Source organism: Seonamhaeicola sp. (assembly GCF_028281565.1).
GTDB lineage: Bacteria > Bacteroidota > Bacteroidia > Flavobacteriales > Flavobacteriaceae > Seonamhaeicola.
In genome coordinates this window covers 64,207-84,360 of the sequence record NZ_JANQJQ010000004.1, presented here as the reverse complement: position 1 = coordinate 84,360, position 20,154 = coordinate 64,207, and the positions used below count along the sequence as shown (strand labels likewise).

The 20,154-nt window shown below is 38.3% G+C and carries 16 protein-coding genes; 10 read left to right on the top strand and 6 right to left on the bottom strand.

Going from position 1 to position 20,154, the window contains the following annotated elements; translation table 11 throughout:
- Position 1: 1 nt before the first annotated feature.
- Genes Q0983_RS00795 through Q0983_RS00775 form a run of 5 tightly spaced genes read right to left on the bottom strand, consistent with a single transcriptional unit; the run spans position 2 to position 7,179 of the window.
- Positions 2-1,552 carry a DUF4955 domain-containing protein gene (locus Q0983_RS00795; protein WP_299547266.1) on the bottom strand — a complete coding sequence of 517 codons (1,551 nt, stop codon included), beginning with the start codon at positions 1,550-1,552 and terminating at the stop codon, positions 2-4.
- Positions 1,553-1,558: 6 nt separating this feature from the next.
- Positions 1,559-2,746 (bottom strand): glycoside hydrolase family 88 protein, encoded by a 1,188-nt coding sequence (locus Q0983_RS00790; protein ID WP_299547263.1) that lies wholly within the window; start codon positions 2,744-2,746, stop codon positions 1,559-1,561.
- An 11-nt stretch (positions 2,747-2,757) separates the two neighbouring features.
- Positions 2,758-3,780 carry a LacI family DNA-binding transcriptional regulator gene (locus tag Q0983_RS00785; RefSeq protein WP_299547259.1) on the bottom strand — a complete coding sequence of 341 codons (1,023 nt, stop codon included), beginning with the start codon at positions 3,778-3,780 and terminating at the stop codon, positions 2,758-2,760.
- Positions 3,780-4,568 (bottom strand): prolyl oligopeptidase family serine peptidase, encoded by a 789-nt coding sequence (locus Q0983_RS00780; protein WP_299547255.1) that lies wholly within the window; start codon positions 4,566-4,568, stop codon positions 3,780-3,782. The genes Q0983_RS00785 and Q0983_RS00780 overlap by 1 nt, the downstream gene beginning before the upstream one ends.
- 37 nt (positions 4,569-4,605) lie before the next feature.
- Positions 4,606-7,179 carry a glycoside hydrolase family 2 TIM barrel-domain containing protein gene (locus tag Q0983_RS00775; RefSeq protein WP_299547251.1) on the bottom strand — a complete coding sequence of 858 codons (2,574 nt, stop codon included), beginning with the start codon at positions 7,177-7,179 and terminating at the stop codon, positions 4,606-4,608.
- Positions 7,180-7,333: 154 nt separating this feature from the next.
- Here Q0983_RS00775 and kduI point away from each other — a divergent pair, with 154 nt between their 5' ends.
- Both kduI and Q0983_RS00765 read left to right on the top strand, forming a co-directional pair.
- Positions 7,334-8,173: a 5-dehydro-4-deoxy-D-glucuronate isomerase gene (kduI, locus tag Q0983_RS00770; protein WP_299547248.1), complete on the top strand. Its 840-nt coding sequence runs from the start codon at positions 7,334-7,336 to the stop codon at positions 8,171-8,173.
- Between the two features lie 196 nt (positions 8,174-8,369).
- The gene (locus tag Q0983_RS00765) at positions 8,370-9,539 is read left to right on the top strand and encodes a DUF4861 family protein (RefSeq protein ID WP_299547245.1); all 1,170 of its coding nucleotides are present in this window, start codon (positions 8,370-8,372) and stop codon (positions 9,537-9,539) included.
- Here the strand turns inward: Q0983_RS00765 and Q0983_RS00760 are convergent.
- Positions 9,532-10,515, bottom strand: coding sequence for a LacI family DNA-binding transcriptional regulator (locus Q0983_RS00760; protein WP_299547242.1), 984 nt, complete (start codon positions 10,513-10,515; stop codon positions 9,532-9,534). The two genes, Q0983_RS00765 and Q0983_RS00760, sit on opposite strands and share 8 nt — an antisense overlap.
- Before the next feature lie 234 nt (positions 10,516-10,749).
- Between Q0983_RS00760 and Q0983_RS00755 the strand changes: the two genes are divergently transcribed.
- The 8 genes from Q0983_RS00755 to Q0983_RS00720 all read left to right on the top strand — a co-directional run bounded on the left by Q0983_RS00755 (position 10,750) and on the right by Q0983_RS00720 (position 20,070).
- Positions 10,750-11,760 (top strand): zinc-binding alcohol dehydrogenase family protein, encoded by a 1,011-nt coding sequence (locus Q0983_RS00755; protein WP_299547238.1) that lies wholly within the window; start codon positions 10,750-10,752, stop codon positions 11,758-11,760.
- Positions 11,761-11,767: 7 nt separating this feature from the next.
- On the top strand, positions 11,768-13,420 hold the full coding sequence (locus Q0983_RS00750; RefSeq protein ID WP_299547233.1) for an altronate dehydratase family protein: 1,653 nt from the start codon (positions 11,768-11,770) through the stop codon (positions 13,418-13,420).
- Positions 13,421-13,593: 173 nt separating this feature from the next.
- On the top strand, positions 13,594-15,030 hold the full coding sequence (locus tag Q0983_RS00745; protein ID WP_299547229.1) for a tagaturonate reductase: 1,437 nt from the start codon (positions 13,594-13,596) through the stop codon (positions 15,028-15,030).
- Between the two features lie 3 nt (positions 15,031-15,033).
- A complete protein-coding gene (locus Q0983_RS00740; protein ID WP_299547224.1) occupies positions 15,034-15,861 on the top strand; it encodes an amidohydrolase family protein in 828 nt (275 codons plus the stop codon).
- Positions 15,862-15,863: 2 nt separating this feature from the next.
- Positions 15,864-16,655, top strand: coding sequence for an SDR family oxidoreductase (locus Q0983_RS00735; protein WP_299547221.1), 792 nt, complete (start codon positions 15,864-15,866; stop codon positions 16,653-16,655).
- A gap of 93 nt (positions 16,656-16,748) precedes the next feature.
- The gene (gene fucP, locus Q0983_RS00730) at positions 16,749-18,080 is read left to right on the top strand and encodes an L-fucose:H+ symporter permease (protein ID WP_299547218.1); all 1,332 of its coding nucleotides are present in this window, start codon (positions 16,749-16,751) and stop codon (positions 18,078-18,080) included.
- Positions 18,080-18,424, top strand: a complete 345-nt coding sequence (locus Q0983_RS00725) for an L-rhamnose mutarotase (protein ID WP_299547216.1) — start codon at positions 18,080-18,082, stop codon at positions 18,422-18,424. The genes fucP and Q0983_RS00725 overlap by 1 nt, the downstream gene beginning before the upstream one ends.
- Before the next feature lie 104 nt (positions 18,425-18,528).
- Positions 18,529-20,070: a VCBS repeat-containing protein gene (locus Q0983_RS00720; protein ID WP_299547214.1), complete on the top strand. Its 1,542-nt coding sequence runs from the start codon at positions 18,529-18,531 to the stop codon at positions 20,068-20,070.
- The last annotated feature ends 84 nt before the right edge of the window (positions 20,071-20,154 follow it).

The following is a 20,154-nucleotide window of genomic DNA, read 5'->3' as shown; positions in this document are numbered from 1 at the left end:
CTCAATCGTTGATATTATCTAACCATTCCGGCAATTTACCTAAACGTAGTTTTAACTGCTCTTCAAACAACGATTCCGGTTTTACGGGAGTACCCAAACTTTCTAAAACCTGTACCTCGTCTTTATTAAAGGTTGTTCCTGTACCGTGGAAGCCAACAATTATTGGTGGGACAAACCTCCAGTAATCGGAATCTTTTGCCACAAAATCAAAATTAGACTCCGGTCCATCAGTTTCCTTATAATTCCAAAGGACCAGATAGCGTCCATGAGTTGGCAGGTTAAATTTAGCACCTCCACCTCGTCCGGTCATAAAGCCACCTTCTACATTATCAAATAAGGTACAACGGGGTTGGGATGAATGCGATTCAAAACAAGTGTGTGGCGGATATTTAGATCGCCAGATAACGCTTCCAATATTACTGCCGCCGGCAACACCCACAGAGTGATGCATGCCAGCATTGTCATAAATCTTAGCCAGAAGGATTCCCGTAGAACCTTGAGCGTGTATGGCACTATGTCCAATTTTGCCATCTATGGTCACGTTAAGGGCAGTACTGGCCGCTGAGGATGCAAAACTGGCACAATTGTTTACATTCTTAAAGGAGCAATCCTTAATCCAGGAATTTATAACATCTGAAATATGTAATATACTCCAACCCCCATCGTCCTGAGCAGACCTGTGGTGAACAAACTCCTTGAGCCAATTGCCTTCAAACGCTATATTTTCAAACCCCACGTGGTCTAAGTGTTCAAAAGTCGTTAAACTCCAGTTGTGTTTGGCTTGTACATCATAATGAATGGGTTCCATAAACGTTATTGTATTACCACTAACATTTGCCACCTGGTGTCTTTCATTAACTTGAACGCCCTTATTTAAGATAGATGTCCATATGGGCTCCGGAGTAAGCGGTTGAAGGTCATATTCAATCAAATCTTTACTGTTGTTTTGCACTTCTAGAATGACCCAATCACCTTTTTTTATTTTTGAAGCATCTTTAACTTCTACTTTAAAAGTTTCTCTTTTAGAGTCCGAAATAACTTTTGTGATTTCCTCATCTTTCTTGTTACAAGCCACTTTTATTGCGGAAGGACATGTCCACAGTTTATTGGGGTCTGCCGGAGGAAAATCTCTCTGGAAAAACAAGATAGTTCCATGTTCTCCGGAGCCTTCGCCTCTGAATACAATTCGTGAGGATGTGATATTTATGATGCTGTAGTCGTCATCGTATGTGTTTATATAGTATTTCCCTTTTGGAAAATAAACGACACCTTCACCATTTTTCTCGGCAGCTTCAAGAGCTTTTTTGATTGCATTTTTATCCGAAAGCGTATCATTAGGAACAGCACCAAATTCAGTTACATCAAATGTCTTATAGTCTACATCAGGGATTGGGACTTCACTATATTTATAACCGACATATGAGAAATCGGGTAAAATAGGTGTTGTTCCATTTTTTTTGGCATAAACAAAATCTTCCCAAACCGTTTTAGGCTGTTCCTGAGAGTTTAAGGCCAACATTGAGAACAAACTTAGAATCCATATTTTTTGCATGACGTGTTATTTTAAGTTTTTATATCTGTTTAATGCCTCCAAATAATAGTAATCGGCATAATTAAGAGGCACGTCAATTTCATTTCCGTGTGGAATACTTCCCACACTGTGTTTTAAAACAAAGTGTTTGTTTTCACCAATTTTAGCAGTATAATCATCTGAGGCCAGTGAGGTCATTATGTTATCAATGGCAGGCATGTAATCTCGATCAGAATAGGTGTTTAATTCTAATAAAGCCGATACAGTGATAGTTGCAGCCGATACATCCCTGGGTTCGTTGGGGATATTGGGAGCATGATAATCCCAATAAGGAATACCGTCTTTGGGAGTCCCTTCAAAATTTAAAATATATGCGGCGATTTTCTCAGCTTGCTCTAAATAAGTTTTATCTTTTGTAAACCTGTAACAAACTGTGAAACCATATAGCCCCCAGGCTTGTCCACGAGCCCAGGAACTTTCATTAGCATATCCTTGTGCCGTATATTTCCCTCTTACCGCTCCGGTATCAGGATCATAATCAACAACGTGAACGGAACTATTATCATCTCTAAAATGGTTTTTTATAGTAGTATTGGCATGAGTAATAGCGGCTTCTTTATATTTAGGATCACTCGTAAATTCACTTACCTTAAAAAGGAGTTCCAAATTCATCATATTATCTACAATTACCGGGAATTTCCATCCGCGTTCAGCTTGCCAACCACTGTCAACATCCCAGCTTTTAATACAGCCCACATTCGGATTAAACCTGGTCAGTAAAGAATCGGCAGCAGTGGTCATGATATCTTTAAAAGCTTCATTTTTGGTAAGCCTATAGCCGTTTCCATAAGAACAATTAAAGATAAACCCCAGGTCATGGTTAGAGGTTTTGTATTTGTGGGCTTCATAAAAAGCCTGAAATTTTTCGGCAGCCAATTTCCATTGGTCATCTTGGGTTGCTTCATATAAATACCAGCAGCTTCCGGGGAAAAAACCTTCGGTCCAATCAAATTTTGGATTGGTCCAGTGTATATTGCCTTCCTCATCTAAGGTTCTGGGAATTCTATTTGCTTTTTCTGCATCCTGCAATAAGAGGGCTAATTGCTTTTCAGCCTTTAAAAGCGGTGTTTCATTATTTTGTGTTGCTTTTTTCTCCCCTTTACAGGAAAAGCAGAGTATAGCAAGACAAAATAAAAGGGCATTAGTGATTTTCATCTGGTAAGAGTTTAGTTGTGTTTAGAAGAATTCCTGATAACGAGTTCTATATCTAAAACCTTCGATTCCGGTTTGGTCTTTTTGTTTTCAATGTGATTGATGAGTAAAGTTGATGCCATTTTACCCATTTCAAAATCAGGTTGGTTTATAGTGGTCAATCCGGGTTCAATAACTGAAGAGATAGGGTCATTGTTAAATCCAACTACGGCAATATCTTTTGGGATATTTACACCCTGACTTTTCAGGTACTGTACGGCACTAATGGCAGCGGTATCATTAGAAGAATAGATACCGTCAATATGTCCCATTTCCAGAATTTTTTTGGCGAAAATAACACCGTCTTCTTCCGAAAGTTTTGATTCTAAACAGTAAGCTTCGTTAAATTCAAGTCCGTACTTTTTTAAGGCATCCACATACCCCTGTTTTCTGTTTTTATATAAGTCAATGAGTTGCGGGCCGGAGAAATGAACAATGTTTTTACAGCCGTTCTGTATTAAATGCTCCGTAGCCTGAAAGCTCGCTTTATAATCGTTAATACTGATGCTTGAACAGTTCTCAAAATGGCAGGGTCTGTCATAGAATACGATAGAACCGCCAAGATTTAAATACGGCTTTAGGTGATCATAATTGACAGTGTGCATAGAAATGGAAATCAAAATACCATCCACCCTATTGGCCATTAAGGTCTCCATGATCTTTTTTTCTCTTTCCAGGCTTTCAAAAGACTGGCAAATGATAACATTATAACCGGCTTCCTGGGCAGTATCTTCAATACCGGAAATAACACTGGAAAAGAAATTACGCGAAATTCTGGGAACAATAACGCCTATGGTATTGGTTTTGTTGGTACGTAAATTTGATGCTAAACTGTTGCGTTGATACCCAAGTTCCGTAGCTTTTTCAAGGATACGTTGTTTGGTTTTAGAAGACACGCGCGGACTATCATTAAGTGCCCTGGACACTGTGGAACTATCTATGTTCAAAGCTCTTGCAATATCATGAATGGTAATCTGTTCGGTCTTCTTGATGCTCATTAATTTGAATTTGAAATGGAATATTTTTTTATAAAATCTATAACGATTTGAGGATTATCGATGGCGTAATGATGCCCTTTTGATTTTTGAATGCCTTCAATACATGGATATACGGTTGCCATACCTCCTAAACGAATATAATTATTCACCAACAAAATAGAATTCTCAGCAGGGGGAACGACGTCATCATTTAATCCGATGGTATGCAAAATAGGGACTTTAGCCTTAACTAACAATTCTAAATTATTAATAGGGTTATCCGTATACGCTTTGGCTTCTTCGTTAGAATTAAAACCATAAGCTTTTTTTAATTGTTCCCAATCTTTTTTACTCCCATCGCTTTTTCCAAAACCGGCAGGCCAACTTTTAAAATCGCAAACCGGGGCATCCACATAAATACAGGCTACTTTTTTAGGGTTTTTCTTGGCCCAGTTATAGGTAAACAAACCGCCTCTGCTATGTCCGTGAAGAGCCACTTTTTTTTGAAACTTGTATTTCGAAACAATAAAATCGTAAAATCTATTTCTTACTTGAACCGCTTCCGGACTGCCGAACATATGATCTGTATTTATATAAACCACATGAAATCCTTGTGCTACTAAAGCACTATCAATTCCAGCATGATATTCCGGGAATCTGGCTCTCCAGACCCAGGGGGTTCCTTCAAGAGCTTTCTTTGGAATTACTACTCTTGTTTCCCTATTTTCAAACTTAAGGTCATGACGTTCAAAATCTTTCCATGATGTTATTATTGTGTCTTGTGCATATGATTGAGCAACAAAACCCATAGTTAAAAGAAAGCACCAAAGTTTGAAATACCGCATATTATTTTACTTCAATTTTTAAAGCCTCAGAACTAACACCACTACTGGATGCTGAAACTTCAATAGTTCCAGCTTCTTTAGTAGATTGAACAATAACTATTGCTTTCCCGTTGTGACTTGTAACGGTATTGGTCTTATGAGGTTGTACATTGTATTCCCAACCATTATCAACACCTAAGTTTTTACAATTATCGGAAAGGTTAAACGTGATGTCTTTATCTAAATCGGTTAATAAATTGCCGTTTTCGTCAAATAGTTTAGCCGTAACTACAAGGGCATCGTAATCATCAGCAGATAAAGTATCTTTATTAGATTCTAACTCTATTTTAGCTACTTTATTTTCGGTGGTGTTAAGGGTATATTCATCTACCTTTTCGCCTTTATTATAACCAATGACTTTTAGTTCACCGGCTTTATAGGGTACTAACCATTTTATAATATTATCCGCTTCACTAAAATCCGATAGTTTTTGTTTGCCTAAAGATGAACCATTTAAGAATAATTCGGCTTCTTCACAGTTAGTATAGGTTTGAACCACAATAGGGTCATTGTCATTGTACTTCCATTTAGGATACACGTTATACCATTCCCATTTGCGTAGCATTTTCCATACCGGTGGAGCAGTGTACTGCATATCAAATTTCCAGCCTTCTCTTTCTGTAAAAGAAAATTCAGAGGCATCGGCCGGTGTTGTTACCATGTATATTTTAGGAGTTTCTTTCCAAAGACATTCGTAGAAATGTCCTCGGGGCGTTTTAAAACCGACAAAATCAAAAAACGAAATATTTAAGCCTTTACGAGGCCAGGGGCCGGCTTCTCCTAAATAGGCAAATCCAGTCCAGACAAATATCCCGGGAATGAAATCACGGTCTTTAACAGCTTTCCATTCACTATAAGCACCCCAATTTTCGGAGCCTAATATTTTTAAATCAGGATACGCTTTGTGAGCAACATCATACTCTGTGGCTCTGTAGTTGAAGCCAAAAACATCCACCACTTTGCCATAGCCAGTTACCAGCCCAACTGAAGGCAAGACGCTTCCACAAGTAACAGCTCTGGTGGTATCAACTTCTTTAGTCCATCTCACCAATTGTGCGGCCATTTTAGCTAAAGGTTCTTCGCCTTCATGGAAGTCTTTTAGGATTCTTGCAATTTTCTCAGGGTTGTAATCAGGAACCAGTTCATAACCTTGTTCACTGGATTCTTTATTTACTTCAGCGAATGTTTGGGAATAATGCGGGAAGGTCCATTCAATTTCATTTCCAATACTCCACATAATTACCGAGGGATGATTGAAATCACGACGAATCAAATCTTTGAGATCACGTTCCGCCCATTCGTTAAAGGATTCAGGATAAGACCTGGCTATTTCACCTTTAGCCGCATTATCACCTAAGTAAGCTTTGCTCTTACCTTTAGGGTTGAACCACTCGTCAAAAGCCTCGGCCATGACTAAAATGCCTTTTTCATCACAAACTTCCATAAGTTCTACCGCATGCGGATTATGGGCCATTCTGATGGCATTGACACCTATTGATTTTAATTGATCCAAACGGTATTCCCAAATGGCTTTTGGAACCGCGGCACCTACCGTACCGGCATCATGATGCAGATTGACACCTTTGATTTTTACATTCTTTTCATTTAGAAAGAACCCTTTGTTGGCATCAAACTCAAAGGAACGAATGCCAAATACTTCAGAAACGTGATCAATGATGTTTTCGTTTTGTAATACATTGACTTTAAGTGTGTATAAATTAGGCGAATCTAAATGCCATAACTGTGGGTTTTCAATTAGAATATCTGCGGAAGTCTCCTCATTTATACCTGAAACATTAATTAATTTTTGAGCGACAAGAGCATTAGTTTTGTCAACTATCGATAATTGTAACTTTAAATTGTCATCGGATGTTTCACCGGCGTTTTCCAATATGGTTTTTATATGCACCGTGGCCCGGCTTTCTGATACCTCTGGAGTTGTGATTTGAACGCCCCATTGCGCAACATGTAACGGATTTGTTTTTACAAGCTGCACTTTTCTATAGATGCCGGAACCCGTGTACCACCTGGAATCGGCATAAGCCTTTCTGTCTACTTTAACAGCAATGATATTTGGTGTATCGTAGTTTAAATGGTCGGTTAAGTTATATGAAAATGTACTATAGCCGTAAGGGCGTGTCCCTAAGAAATGGCCATTGATCCATACGCTGGAATTGTTATAAACACCGTCAAAAACTACAGAGATCACCTTTCCTTTATCTGCTTCGCTTAGGTTGAATGACTTTCTGTACCAACCTATACCGCCCTGAACAAAACCGGTACTGGCAGCAGATGCTTCCTGTGTATAACCGTTTTCAATACTCCAGTCGTGAGGGAGTCTTAAAGTTTCCCAGCCAGAGTCGTCGAACTCATTTTTTTGAGCATTTTCCAGTTCACCTAAATTAAATTTCCAGTCATAATTAAAGTCTTCAATAACTCTTGGAGTTTCCCTGGAGCTTTCTGTGCAAGCTGTCGTTAAAAACAGAATAAGGCCGACGAGAATCAGACTTAAACCATTCATGTTTTTCCTATTCATTTTAGTTTTAGTTTAGTTGTTTGTTTGAAAATGTGAATTTACAAACTTCAATTCATAGAATCTTACCAAAGATAGGGAAATATTTAAAAATACAATCGATTGTATTTTTAAAATTATTTACTACTTTTACAGTCATTAAAATTTAAATATCGATATGATTAAAAATAGCGAAGTGCGTTACGCAGCTTCTCCGAGAGAGGTAAAAAGAATGGATACTCAGGAACTTAGAGATGAGTTTTTAGTAGCCGAAGTCATGACAATTGATGAAATAAAATGGGTGTATTCACATTACGATAGATTCATGGTTGCAGGGGTTGTGCCTGTTAATAATGTCACCCTGGATACGGTGGATGAATTAAAATCTGAGTACTTTCTGGAAAGAAGAGAAATAGGAATTATTAATATAGGAGGCAAAGGAGCGGTCACAGTTGATGACACGGTTTACGAGCTTGATAATAAAGAAGCCCTATATATCGGACAAGGTAATAAAGAAGTGGTTTTTTCCAGCGAAGATGCTACGGCACCTGCTAAATTTTATTTGAATTCAACACCGGCACACAAAGCGTTTCCAACAAAGAAAATTGGTGTTGATGACGTTGAAGTTGTAGAACTTGGTGCTCCTGAAACCGCGAATGCCCGTACCCTAAGAAAATATATTGTAAACAGTGTGGTTGATGTTTGTCAGTTACAAATGGGAATGACATCTTTAAAAACAGGAAGTGTTTGGAATACGATGCCGGCGCATGTGCATGACAGACGTATGGAAGTGTATTTCTATATAGATGTTCCGGAGGGTCAGGCCGTTTGCCATTTTATGGGGCAAACTGATGAAACCAGACATATCTGGATGCAAAATGAACAGGCTGTTATATCGCCACCATGGTCTATCCACTCGGGCTCCGGAACCAGCAACTATACATTTATTTGGGGCATGGCAGGAGAGAACCTGGATTACTCAGATATGGATGTGGCAAACATTCCGGATTTAAGATAATTGTTTTAGGAGATATTGGTTCTTTCGAATTGGATTAAAAACACCCCTATGGTCCCCTTAAGGGGACAGTTTTGCTGGTAAGGATTCCTCCCTTGAGGGAGGATTGAGGAGGGTGTCTTAGAAGGATTGTACTTTGTTATGCTATTGGGGTAAACAGTTAAGTGGAAATAATGCTAATTATATAAAACGAAAAGATATGAAAGTTCTGAGGTTAGCTTTTACAGTATCATTTTTATGTGTGTTCTTTTCTTGTAATGAGAAAAATGAAGGTTTGAAATTTCAGGTGACAAATGCACTGGATTTGGAAAGAACTTATGAAACCGTAGAACTTTCAAGATCTTTTTTGAGTGTTGAAAGTCTTGAAGGTTTGGGTATCAAAGATTTAGAAACAAACGAGGTTTTGACGTCGCAATTAGTGGATAACGACGGAGATGGAGTTCATGATGTTTTGTTATTTCAGCCTGCCATCAAGGCCAATGCCACTAAAACATTTGAAATTGTAAATACTACTGAAAGTGATAGTGCTGACGTTGTATGTTATTCAAGATTTGTTCCGGAGCGAACTGATGATTATGCGTGGGAAAATAATAGGGTAGCATTTAGAATTTTTGGTCCGGATGCCCAGTACAGGTTTGAAAACAAACTTAAAGAAGGCACTTTATCCAGTGGTGTGGATGCCTGGTTGAAAAAAGTGGAATATTCAATTATCAATAAGTGGTATAAGAAGTATACTGAAAAAACCGGGACCTATCATGAAGACGATGGTGAAGGACTGGATAATTTCCACGTAGGCAGAAGTAGAGGTGTGGGTGGTCTGGCTTACAAAAAGGACAGTACCTATTATATTTCTAAAAATTTTACCAAACATAAAGCTATTACTACAGGGCCCATAAGAACGAGTTTTTGGGTTGAATATGACCTTTGGGGGCCGGAAGGCAACCTGATTAAAGAATCCAGGGTCATTAGTTTGGATTACGGCAGCAACCTTTCAAAGTTCGAAGTAACTCTTGAAGGTGTTGATACCATTTCGGCGGGATTAACACTTCATGAAAAAGACGGTGTGGTGACCTCACACAAAAATGAAACCTGGTTAAACTACTGGCAACCACATGCCGAGGCTGAGTTGGGAACAGCTATTGTTGCTTCACCGGAATATTACCTGGGTAGCGAGAAGTACGAAACAGAAGAGAAAGACCTTAGTAACGGTTTTATGCACTTAAAAGTGCTAAACGGCAAGGTGATTTATTATTCAGGATTTACCTGGAGCAAAAGCAACCAATTTAAGAACCAATATGCCTGGGAGCAGTACCTAAGTGCTTTTGCTAAAAAGCTAAGGACTCCCTTAAAAATGGAGTTAGTTAAGTAGTCTTATTTGAGGATTCCCTGATAATCAACTCGGTATTAAGGGTAATCTTATTTAAAGAAACTTTTTCTGAGGGGTTTTCAATTCGGTTTAAAAAAGTTTCAGCCGCCAACTTTCCCATGGCTTCACTGTGCTGGTTTACCGTTGAAATAGATGGCGAAACAAAAGAGGTAAAAGGTTCGTTACTAAAACCAATTAAAGCTATCTCTTCAGGAACTTTAATATTGCTTTCCTGAAGTACCTGCAGTGCTCCTAAGGCTGCATAATCGCCTGAGGCATAAACGGCATCGGGTCTTTCATCCAGTTCCAGAAGTTGCCGCATGATACGTCTGCCATCAGCAAGTCTCAAATTACATTCAACAATAAGTTCGTCTTCTATGGGGAGATTATATTTTTCCAAAGCATCCCTGTAACCAATTTCACGTTCCTTGTAAATTCTAATATGGCTGGAACCTGCTATATGGGCTATGCGTTTACAACCCTGATCTACCAAATGCTCCACTACTTTATGACTACTGTTATAATCATCAATACAGATATAGTCTACATTCAAATCGTTTTCCCCTCTGTCAAAAAGCACTAAAGGTGTTCCTTTCTCTTTTATTTTTTGATAGTACTTTAAATTGGTGGTTTCATTGGCCATGGAAGCTATGATCCCATCTACCTGGGCACTTAGCAGGGCATCAATACAATCACATTCTTTTTCATGGGATTCATTGGATTGGGCAATGATGACGTTATAGCCTTTTTCATTTAAAACCCCTTCAATATTTTCAACCACAGAAGAAAAGAAATTACTATTATTCCTTGGAATGATGACACCAATCAAATTACTCTTGCCTTTGCGCAGGGCACTGGCAAGATGATTGGGCTGATAGTTCATTTTTTTAGCCATTTTTTTAACATCCTCCTTAGTCTTATCACTAATCCTGGGATGGTCATTCATGGCTTTTGAAACACCAGAAGGTGTTAAGCCCAATGCCTCGGCAATATCTTTTATGGTTGTTTTTTTCTTGATTTTAAAATATTTTTATACTTTTGTTCAATCGATTGAACAAAAGTAGTGACTTTTAACCAAAAATCAAAATACTATTGCGTTCTGTTTTTTATTTAAAAACTTAGATAGGACAAGGGTTTTCGTGTGTTTGGTTATTTTTTAAGACATATTGTTCAATCGTTGGAACAGATAATAAAATTTTACATAAATATAAAAATGAAGTACATAGTTTGTGAAAAACCGGGAGAATTTCTTTTGAAAGAAAAAGAAGCACCGGTAAGAAAAGAAGGCGAAGCCTTATTGCAAATTAATAAAGTGGGGATTTGCGGAACGGATTTACATGCCTATGCAGGAAATCAGGCATTTTTTACCTATCCTAGAATTTTAGGTCATGAATTGGCTTCTGTAGTTTTAGAGATTGACGAAAATGACAGAGGGATTAAAGCCGGAGATAAGGTGGTCGTGATGCCTTACGTTAGCTGTGGTAAGTGTATTGCCTGTAGAAATGGAAAAACCAACTGTTGTACCAATATTACAGTATTAGGAGTGCATGGTGATGGCGGCATGCAAGAACAAATTTCGGTTCCTGCAGATATTTTATTGCCTGCAAACAATTTAAGTGATGATGAAATGGCTATTGTGGAGCCATTGGCCATTGGAGCGCATTCTATTAGAAGAGCTGATATCAAGCCTGGAGAAACTGTTGCGGTTGTAGGCTGTGGACCCATTGGTATTGGTATCATGAAATTGGCTCAGATAGCAGGAGCCAAAGTGATTGCCATTGATATGAACGAGCAGCGCTTACAATATGCTAAAGAAAAAATTGGTGTGGACTACATTGTGAAAGCTGGAGAAAATGCTGTAAATGAAGTGTCCGAAATCACCAATGGTGATTTATGTACTGCCGTATTTGATGCTTCAGGAAATAAATATGCTTTAGAGTCTTGTCCGGATTATATGTCTCATGGCGGACGTTTTATTTTGGTTGGTTTATCAAAGGGGGAATTGACCTATACGCACCCAAAGGTACACGCCAAAGAAATGACTTTAATGTGCAGCAGAAACGCCACTACGGAAGATTTTGAGCATGTAATCAGTGTTTTAAATCAATTCCCGACAGCGTCTTTCATTACGCACAATGTGCCATTTACAGAAATGATAGAACATTTTGATAGCTGGTTAAAACCGGAAACAGGCGTTATGAAAGCAACTGTAAACTTTAATTAAGAGAAACATGTCAGCGAGTTACGTTCAAATAGACCCGAAAGACAACATTATTGTTGCTATTACCCCTTTGGAAAAAGGGTTAAAAACAGTGGTTGCAGGAAAAGAAGTGGTGTTAAAAGAAGATATCAAGCAAAAGCACAAGTTTGCTTTAAACGATTTCAATGTAGGAGACCAAATTTATATGTATGGGGTGCTAATTGGTAAGGCTACCGACCCCATCCAGGAAGGTTGTGCCATTACCATTGATAATGTTAAGCATGCATCGGCAGAATTCCAGGATACCAAGGAAGTGTATCATTGGTCTGCCCCGGACGTTTCAAATTTTGAAGGAAGAACCTTTAATGGGTACCATAGAAAAGATGGTAAGGTTGGAACCGCCAATTACTGGTTGGTGATCCCTTTGACCTTTTGTGAAAACAGAAATGTAGATGTTCTGGAAGGTGCCCTTTCCGAAAAGTTAGGTTATGAGACCAAAAAGGATTTTGCGGTTAATACCGATGCGCTTATTGAACAATACAAATCAGGAGCTTCAAACGAAGTTATATTGAATACCCCCATTATTACCACTAAAGAGGAAATGACCAAAAACAGGGTCTTCCCGAATGTGGATGGTATTAAGTTTTTAAAACACGATGGAGGCTGTGGTGGTACCAGGGAAGATGCTATTGTATTGTGTAATCTGTTGGCCGGGTATATATCCAATCCGAATGTGGCCGGGGCAACCATTTTTAGTTTAGGTTGTCAGAATGCACAAATCAGTATGTTACAGGAGGCTATTTCAGCTATAGATCCGGAAAACACCAAGCCGGTATATTACCTGGAGCAACAAAAAAGTGCCAGTGAAAGACAACTTATTGAAGAAGCTGTTAAACATACGTTTATCGGATTGGCAGAAGCCAATAAGCTTGGACGTAAACCAGCTCCATTAAGTAAGTTGGTACTTGGCTTGGAGTGTGGTGGTTCCGATGGTTTTTCCGGAATTTCAGCAAATCCTGCTTTGGGGTATGCTTCCGACTTATTGGTTAGACTTGGAGGTTCACCAGTGTTAGCAGAGTTTCCTGAATTAAATGGGGTTGAACAGGAGTTGATCAATCGCTGTGAAACGGAAGAAGATGCTAAAAAATTCTCAGGATTAATGCGCGCCTATTCCGCTGCTGCTGTAGCTGTTGGTTCAGGCTTTGAAAACAATCCGTCTCCGGGAAATATTAAAGATGGTTTAATTACCGATGCTATGAAATCGGCAGGAGCCGCTAAAAAAGGGGGTACGTCGCCAGTGGTTAAGGTGTTGGATTATACAGAGCAGGTTACCGATCCCGGTTTAAATTTATTATGTACCCCTGGTAATGACGTGGAGTCTACTACCGGTTTGGTAGGTTCAGGATGCAATGTGGTTGTATTTACAACAGGCCTTGGAACACCAACGGGGAATCCTGTAGCGCCAGTTTTAAAGATGTCCAGTAACACCAATTTATACGAACGTATGAATGATATTATTGATATCAATGCCGGAACGGTTATTACCGGAGAGGATACCATAGAATCTATGGGCGAAAAGATATTAGATCATATTATAAAAGTGGCCAGTGGAGAAGTGCCTTCAAAAGCGGTGCTTCACGGTAATAATGATTTTATTCCCTGGAAAAGAGGCGTTTCACTTTAATTAAAGAAATAAATCAACATGAACCTGCAAGGTTTCTAAAACCTTGTAGGTTTAAAAAACAACAAACAAAAAAGCAAATCGACTTGCAAGGTTTTTGAAACCTTGTAAGTCTTAAAAAATAAGTTAAACAATACCTGCAAGGTCCGGAGACCTTGCAGGAAAAGAAAAAAAGAATGGATTCATTAAACAGAAATACAGCATGCGTAAACACGTATACTGAGAGAATAGTTCAGTTTGGAGAAGGTAACTTTTTAAGGGCATTTGCCAATTGGATGATTCATGAAATGAACAAACAGGCAGGTTTTGATGCTGGTGTCACAGTGGTACAACCTATTGATCAAGGATTAATCAAAATGTTAAACGATCAGGATGGTTTGTACACGCTTTATCTAAACGGGATAAAAAACGGCGAAGCTATCAGCGAGCATCAAATAATCGATTGTATTCAAAGGGGAATCAATCCTTACGAAAATCCATCGGATTATTTGGCCATTGGAGAAAATCCGGATTTACGTTTCGTGATTTCGAATACAACTGAAGCAGGAATTGCATATAATGCCGATGATAAATTGGATGATGCACCACAATCGAGTTTTCCGGGAAAATTAACGGCCCTTTTACATAAGCGTTTCGAAACGTTTGGAGGTACTTCAGATAAAGGTCTAATCATCATTCCTTGTGAACTAATAGATAGAAACGGTGATAACCTGAAAAGAATCATTTTACAATATGCAGATGATTGGAATTTAGGAACCGATTTTAAAGAATGGATCGAGGATGACAACATCTTCTGTAATACCTTGGTAGATAGAATTGTACCGGGATATCCACGTGATAAAATGGATGCCATCACCGCAGAATTAGGTTATAAAGATAATTTAGTGGTGGAGGGTGAGCAGTTCCATTTATGGGTAATCGAAGGCCCGGAAGCTGTGAAGGAAGAAATTCCGGCAGAAGCTTGCGGATTGAATATTGTATTTACTGATAATATGGAGCCTTACAGAACGCGTAAGGTTAGAATCCTTAACGGGGCACATACCTCATTGGTGCCGGTTGGTTACTTATACGGCATTGACAGAGTACGTGAATCTTTGGAAGATGATGTGGTTGGAGGATTCCTAAGAGATACCATTTTTGAAGAGATTTGTCCAACCCTGGATTTACCGGAAGCCGAGTTAAACCAATTCGCCAACGATGTTATAGACAGATTTAGAAACCCTTATTTAGAGCATGCTTTAATTAGTATTTCGTTGAATTCCACTTCTAAATACAAAACAAGGGTCTTGCCTTCCGTTTTAGAATACATTAAAAGAAAAGGGGACTTGCCACAGCGCTTATTATTCTCTTTGGCGGCATTGATAGCCTTTTATAAAGGCGATAGAAACGGTGAGGCTATTCCTTTAAAAGATGATCAATCAGCCCTGGATTTCTTTAAAACACACTGGGCCACCGGCGATATTTCAGCCGCAGCAAAAGCGACGCTTGAGAACACCAATTTCTGGGGTGAGGATTTAACTAAATACGAAGGAGTATTGGATGCCGTAACTAATAACTTGGAAAGTATAGTTAACAACGGTATGCAGGCAACATTACAAAATTTTACAAAGTAAGGCATGATCATAGATTCGCATCAGCATTTCTGGAATTACGAGCCTAAAAAACACGAATGGATTGACGACTCTATGAAGGTGATCCGTCGCGATTTTTCGCCAGAAGATTTAAAACAGGTCTATCAAGACAATAACGTTGATGGTTGTGTTGCCGTGCAAGCGGATCAAACACTGGAGGAAACCAACTTTTTAATTCAACTTTCCGAAGACTATGACTTTATAAAAGGTGTCGTCGGCTGGGTAGATTTAAGGAGTTATGCTGTTGAGGAAGACCTTGAAAGATATACGCATTTCAAAAGTGTAAAAGGGTTTAGGCATGTGGTTCAGGGAGAGCCTGATCACAATTTTGTGCTAAGGCCAGATTTTACAAAAGGGATTTTCGCTTTGCACAGATACAATTTTACCTACGATATTTTGGTTTTCCCCCATCAGTTAGGAGCCGTTTTAGAATTGGTGAGACGTTTTGGAAATCAAAAATTTGTGATTGATCATATAGCCAAGCCTTATATAAAGGATGGATTTATAGATGGATGGGCCTTGCTAATGAAAGAAATAGCCAAACAGGAAAATGTATACTGTAAACTGTCTGGCATGATTACCGAGGCTGATTTTAATACATGGACTCCAGAACAAATCCGTCCTTATATGGATGTGGTTCTAGAAGCTTTTGGAACCGATAGGATTATGTTCGGATCCGATTGGCCGGTGTGTTTGGTAGCAGGGAATTATAGTAAAGTAAAACAATTAACTACTGATTTTATAGCGGGATTAAGTCCTGATGAACAAGCCAGGATCATGGGGCTTAACGCTGTGAAATTTTATAATTTATAAATATGGATTTAGGATTAAAAGACAAAGTTGTTGTGGTAACAGGCGCAGCTGGAATTAAAGGCAGTATTGGAGAGACTATCGTTCAGACTGTAGCCAATGAAGGAGCCATTCCTGTGATTGTAGATAGAAATGATAGAGGGTATGGTTATGCCGAAGCGCTTCAAAAGAAAGGCGTGGATACTATTTTTATAAAAACCGATTTATCTGATTATAAACAGATTGAAGCTGCTGCCAAAGTTATTGAGGACAAGTACGGTAGAGTAGATGCCTTGATCAATAATGTAGGGGTTAATGATGGTGCCGGATTGGATGCTTCCATTGACGATTTTATGTACTCCTTAAAATTGAACATGGTAAGCTTTTTTGCGATGACCAAGTACTGCTTGCCTATGATCAAAAAAGTAAAAGGAAATATTTTAAATATAGGTTCTAAAGTAGCATTAACCGGTCAAGGAGGAACTTCCGGTTATGCTGCTTCTAAAGGCGGTGTGTTAGGATTAACCAGGGAGTGGGCCGTTGATTTAATTAAAGAAGGGATTCGTTCAAATGCCATCATTATTGCAGAAAGCTGGACGCCTGCTTACGATAGCTGGATAAAAACCCTGGAGAATGGTGAAGAAAAACTAAAATCTATTGTTAAAAAGATTCCTTTGGAAAATAGAATGACCACACCACAGGAAATCGCAGACCAATGTTTATTTGCTATTTCAGAGAAATCATCGCATACTACCGGGCAGTTTATTACCGTAGATGGTGGTTATGTTCATTTAGACCGATCTTTATTAACAGAATAAACATTTGTTGCATAATAAAAGACAAAGAAGCCAAGAAAAGCCTTTTGGCTTTTTTATTTTGCAGTCCTAACTAAATACCAATAAAATAAGATTATGGATAAACTAAAAAGTATACCGGTTGTTAGAAAGGAATTGTTATTTCCTTTTATAATTATTACGTCATTATTTGCCTTATGGGGCATTGCGAATGACTTAACAAATCCAATGGTGTCAGCATTCAAAAAAGTCATGCCGGAATTATCAAACGTGCAAGCATCATTAGTACAATTTGCATTCTATTTTGGATACTTTTTTATGGCGTTACCGGCGGCACTTTTCATTAGAAAGTACAGTTACAAATCGGGAATTATCTTAGGATTATGTTTCTATGCTGTAGGTGCATTTTTATTCTATCCGGCAGCCGCCAATGAACAGTTTAATTACTTCTTGATTTCACTTTGGGTCATTACCTGTGGATTGGCATTTTTAGAAACCACATCTAACCCACTTATCTTAATAATGGGTGATAAGGAAACGGCGACGCAACGTTTAAATTTAGCGCAAGCATTTAACCCTATTGGTTCTTTAACAGGGATGGTAATAGCACAGGTTTTTGTGATAGGTGCCTTGCGTTCCGATGATTATACTGAAGAGGCTTACAACGCTTTATCCTCAGCAGAGCTCGCGGCCATTCGTGAAAATGATTTAGGAATTATTAGTGTACCATACATCGCTTTAGGGGTGTTAGTTCTTGTAATTATGGCCATTATTATTGCTACTAAAATGCCCAAAACAGCCGAGGAGGATAAGATGTCATTATCTGTATCGTTCAAGAAACTATTTGCTAACGGAAATTATTTGCAAGGAGTTGTAAGTCAGGCATTTTATGTGGGTGCTCAGATTATGTGTTGGACCTATATTTTCCAATATGTCGATAATTTAAATGACACAACCGGAACAGAATATACGGCTACCTATTTTAATATCGCTGCTATGATTTCGTTCTTAACAGGTCGTTGGATTGGTACTGCTTTAATGAAAAAGGTAAATCCATCAAGATTATTGATGTTGTTTGGAATAGGAGGCGTTATAATGAGTGCAGGAGCCATCCTTTTACCGGGGTTAGCTGGATTGCTTTCATTGGTTGGAATTTCCGTTTTCATGTCTATCATGTTCCCCACTATTTACGGAATTGCTCTGAAAGACATGGGTGATGAGGCTAAAATTGGTTCTGCCGGATTGGTGATGGCCATTGTAGGAGGTGCTTTAATGCCGGTTGCCCAGGGCGCTATTTTAGATTGGGGAGGTGATGGTTTCTCTGATGTGAAGGTATTAGGGTTTATTCCGGAAGTGAATTTTTCATTCATTTTACCATTAATATGCTTGGCCGTTGTGGCATTTTATGGATTCAGTAGTAACAAAAGAAATTTAAAAAGGCAAAGTTAATGAGTACAAAAAGATATTGTTATTCCTGTGATTTAAAGGATAACCCAAAATTAATAGCAGAATATAAGGAATACCATGCAGCCGGTAATGCATGGCCTGAGATCACCAAAAGCATTAAGGATGCCGGTATAGTAGATATGCAAATCTACTTAACCGGAAACCGCATGTTCATGATCATGGGAGTAGATGAGACGTTTGATCCCGTGAAGAAAGCCGAAATGGATGCCAATAACCCAAAGGTTCAGGAGTGGGAAAATTTAATGTGGAACTATCAGCAAGAACTGCCCTGGGCTAAGGATGGTGAAAAATGGATTGAACTTGAAAAAGTTTTTCAATTAGTATAAACAAAGCTGTTTGTTAATAAAAAGCACTTATTTTAGAGCTAAATTTAAAATAAGTGCTTTTATCCTTTATGGCCATTACAAATTTGAAACAGACAACTAAAAATATGAAAACTGGCAAGGTATTCGTTTTGATTATATTGCTCTGTTTCAATTGTAAATCTGATAAGAAGGCCTTAAAAAGTACTGAAATTGATAGCACAAATATTATAGATGGAGAAGCATTAGCACAAATGCATTGTGCGCGTTGTCACGAATTTCCTGAGCCACAGGTAATGCCCAAGCGTTATTGGCAAGAAGTACTGCCCATAATGGGGCTTCATTTAGGGCAAGTGCCTGAAGGAAAGACTCTGGATGATTTTAAGAATAAAGTAGCTAAAGAACGTTTAACAGCCTCCGGCTTATTTCCTTCAGAAAGTTTAGTTTCCAATAAAGAATGGGAAGCCATTGTTCAATATTACGACAACAATTCACCTGAAAATTTACCTGATTCCGAAAAACCAATGTTTATTCCCGAATTGGGTTTGTTTGAGCATGAAGTTTTTCCGTGGAAAGCTTCCGGTGATGGACTCACCTTTCTAAATTTTAGGGAAGACCAATTTTTGGTCGGTTATAATAAAGAAGATGGGGCTTCCTTTTATTCCAAAATGGATGCTTCTGGCAATGAATTAGAAAGCTACAGCATAAAATCTCCGCTAGTTCAGGTAAAGCATAGTGGTGCCACAGAACTTTTGTTAAGTATGGGACGCATGTTTAATATAGATGAACCTACAGGAAGTTTGTCGGTGCTCATAGACAAACCGAATACTTTTATTAATAATTTGGAAAGGCCGGTAGATTTTATTGTTGACGATTTAGATAAAGACGGCGCCATGGATATTATGATTTCCGAATTTGGTAAATATTTGGGAGGGATTAACATTTATACTAATAAAGGAAAAATTGATAAGACCACAATACATGCTAAATCAGGGGCGATCAATTTTGTTTTAAAAGATGTAAATAAAGATGGACTTAAAGATTTTTATGTACTGATTTCGCAGGAAGATGAAAGTGTTTATCTGTTTTTAAATAAAGGCGGTCTTAAATTCGAAAAACAACAATTAATTTCATTGCCGCCTTATTATGGTACGACCCATTTTGAGTTAATGGATTTTGATGGGGATGGAGACGATGATATCATCTGTTCCAGTGGCGACAGTGATGATTTTATTAGTGCCTTAAAGCCATACCACGGCATAAGGATCTTTGAAAATAAAGGGAACCATAGTTTTGAGCAAGTTTGGTTTCATAAACAGGAAGGAGCTTATGGTACCGCTTGTGCGGATTACGATGGTGACGGTGATATAGATATCGCTTCTATAGGCTACTATGCCTCACTTGAAAACAAAGACAATGAAGTTTTTCTTTACTTTGAAAATGTAAGTAGCCAGGAACAGCCATGGCAGTTTAAGGCCTTTTCTCCTTTAAAGACATTAAATAATTGTTTCATGTTAGTTAGGGCCAGGGATATTGATGCCGATGGTGATATGGATATTCTTTTAGGAAGTAACTTAAGTATTTTTTCAGGAGAAAGAAAAACTTTAATTAGCGAACAATGGATGGAACAAGGTGGTGCAATTTCTATTTTAAGAAATACAACTAATTAATGGTTATAATATGAGGTGGAAGCTTAAAAATAGACTAAAAAAGCAGCCATTACAGCTGCTTTTTTTAACTAACTAAAAATATAA

Coding starts and splice junctions, on each gene's coding strand:
- Q0983_RS00735 (WP_299547221.1), top strand. CDS start 15,864: ATGGATTTAGGATTAAAAGACAAAGTTGTTGTGGTAACAGGCGCAGCT.
- Q0983_RS00720 (WP_299547214.1), top strand. CDS start 18,529: ATGAAAACTGGCAAGGTATTCGTTTTGATTATATTGCTCTGTTTCAAT.
- Q0983_RS00775 (WP_299547251.1), bottom strand. CDS start 7,179: ATGAATAGGAAAAACATGAATGGTTTAAGTCTGATTCTCGTCGGCCTT.
- kduI (WP_299547248.1), top strand. CDS start 7,334: ATGATTAAAAATAGCGAAGTGCGTTACGCAGCTTCTCCGAGAGAGGTA.
- Q0983_RS00740 (WP_299547224.1), top strand. CDS start 15,034: ATGATCATAGATTCGCATCAGCATTTCTGGAATTACGAGCCTAAAAAA.
- Q0983_RS00755 (WP_299547238.1), top strand. CDS start 10,750: ATGAAGTACATAGTTTGTGAAAAACCGGGAGAATTTCTTTTGAAAGAA.
- Q0983_RS00750 (WP_299547233.1), top strand. CDS start 11,768: ATGTCAGCGAGTTACGTTCAAATAGACCCGAAAGACAACATTATTGTT.
- Q0983_RS00745 (WP_299547229.1), top strand. CDS start 13,594: ATGGATTCATTAAACAGAAATACAGCATGCGTAAACACGTATACTGAG.
- Q0983_RS00795 (WP_299547266.1), bottom strand. CDS start 1,552: ATGCAAAAAATATGGATTCTAAGTTTGTTCTCAATGTTGGCCTTAAAC.
- Q0983_RS00765 (WP_299547245.1), top strand. CDS start 8,370: ATGAAAGTTCTGAGGTTAGCTTTTACAGTATCATTTTTATGTGTGTTC.
- fucP (WP_299547218.1), top strand. CDS start 16,749: ATGGATAAACTAAAAAGTATACCGGTTGTTAGAAAGGAATTGTTATTT.
- Q0983_RS00780 (WP_299547255.1), bottom strand. CDS start 4,568: ATGGGTTTTGTTGCTCAATCATATGCACAAGACACAATAATAACATCA.
- Q0983_RS00725 (WP_299547216.1), top strand. CDS start 18,080: ATGAGTACAAAAAGATATTGTTATTCCTGTGATTTAAAGGATAACCCA.
- Q0983_RS00790 (WP_299547263.1), bottom strand. CDS start 2,746: ATGAAAATCACTAATGCCCTTTTATTTTGTCTTGCTATACTCTGCTTT.
- Q0983_RS00785 (WP_299547259.1), bottom strand. CDS start 3,780: ATGAGCATCAAGAAGACCGAACAGATTACCATTCATGATATTGCAAGA.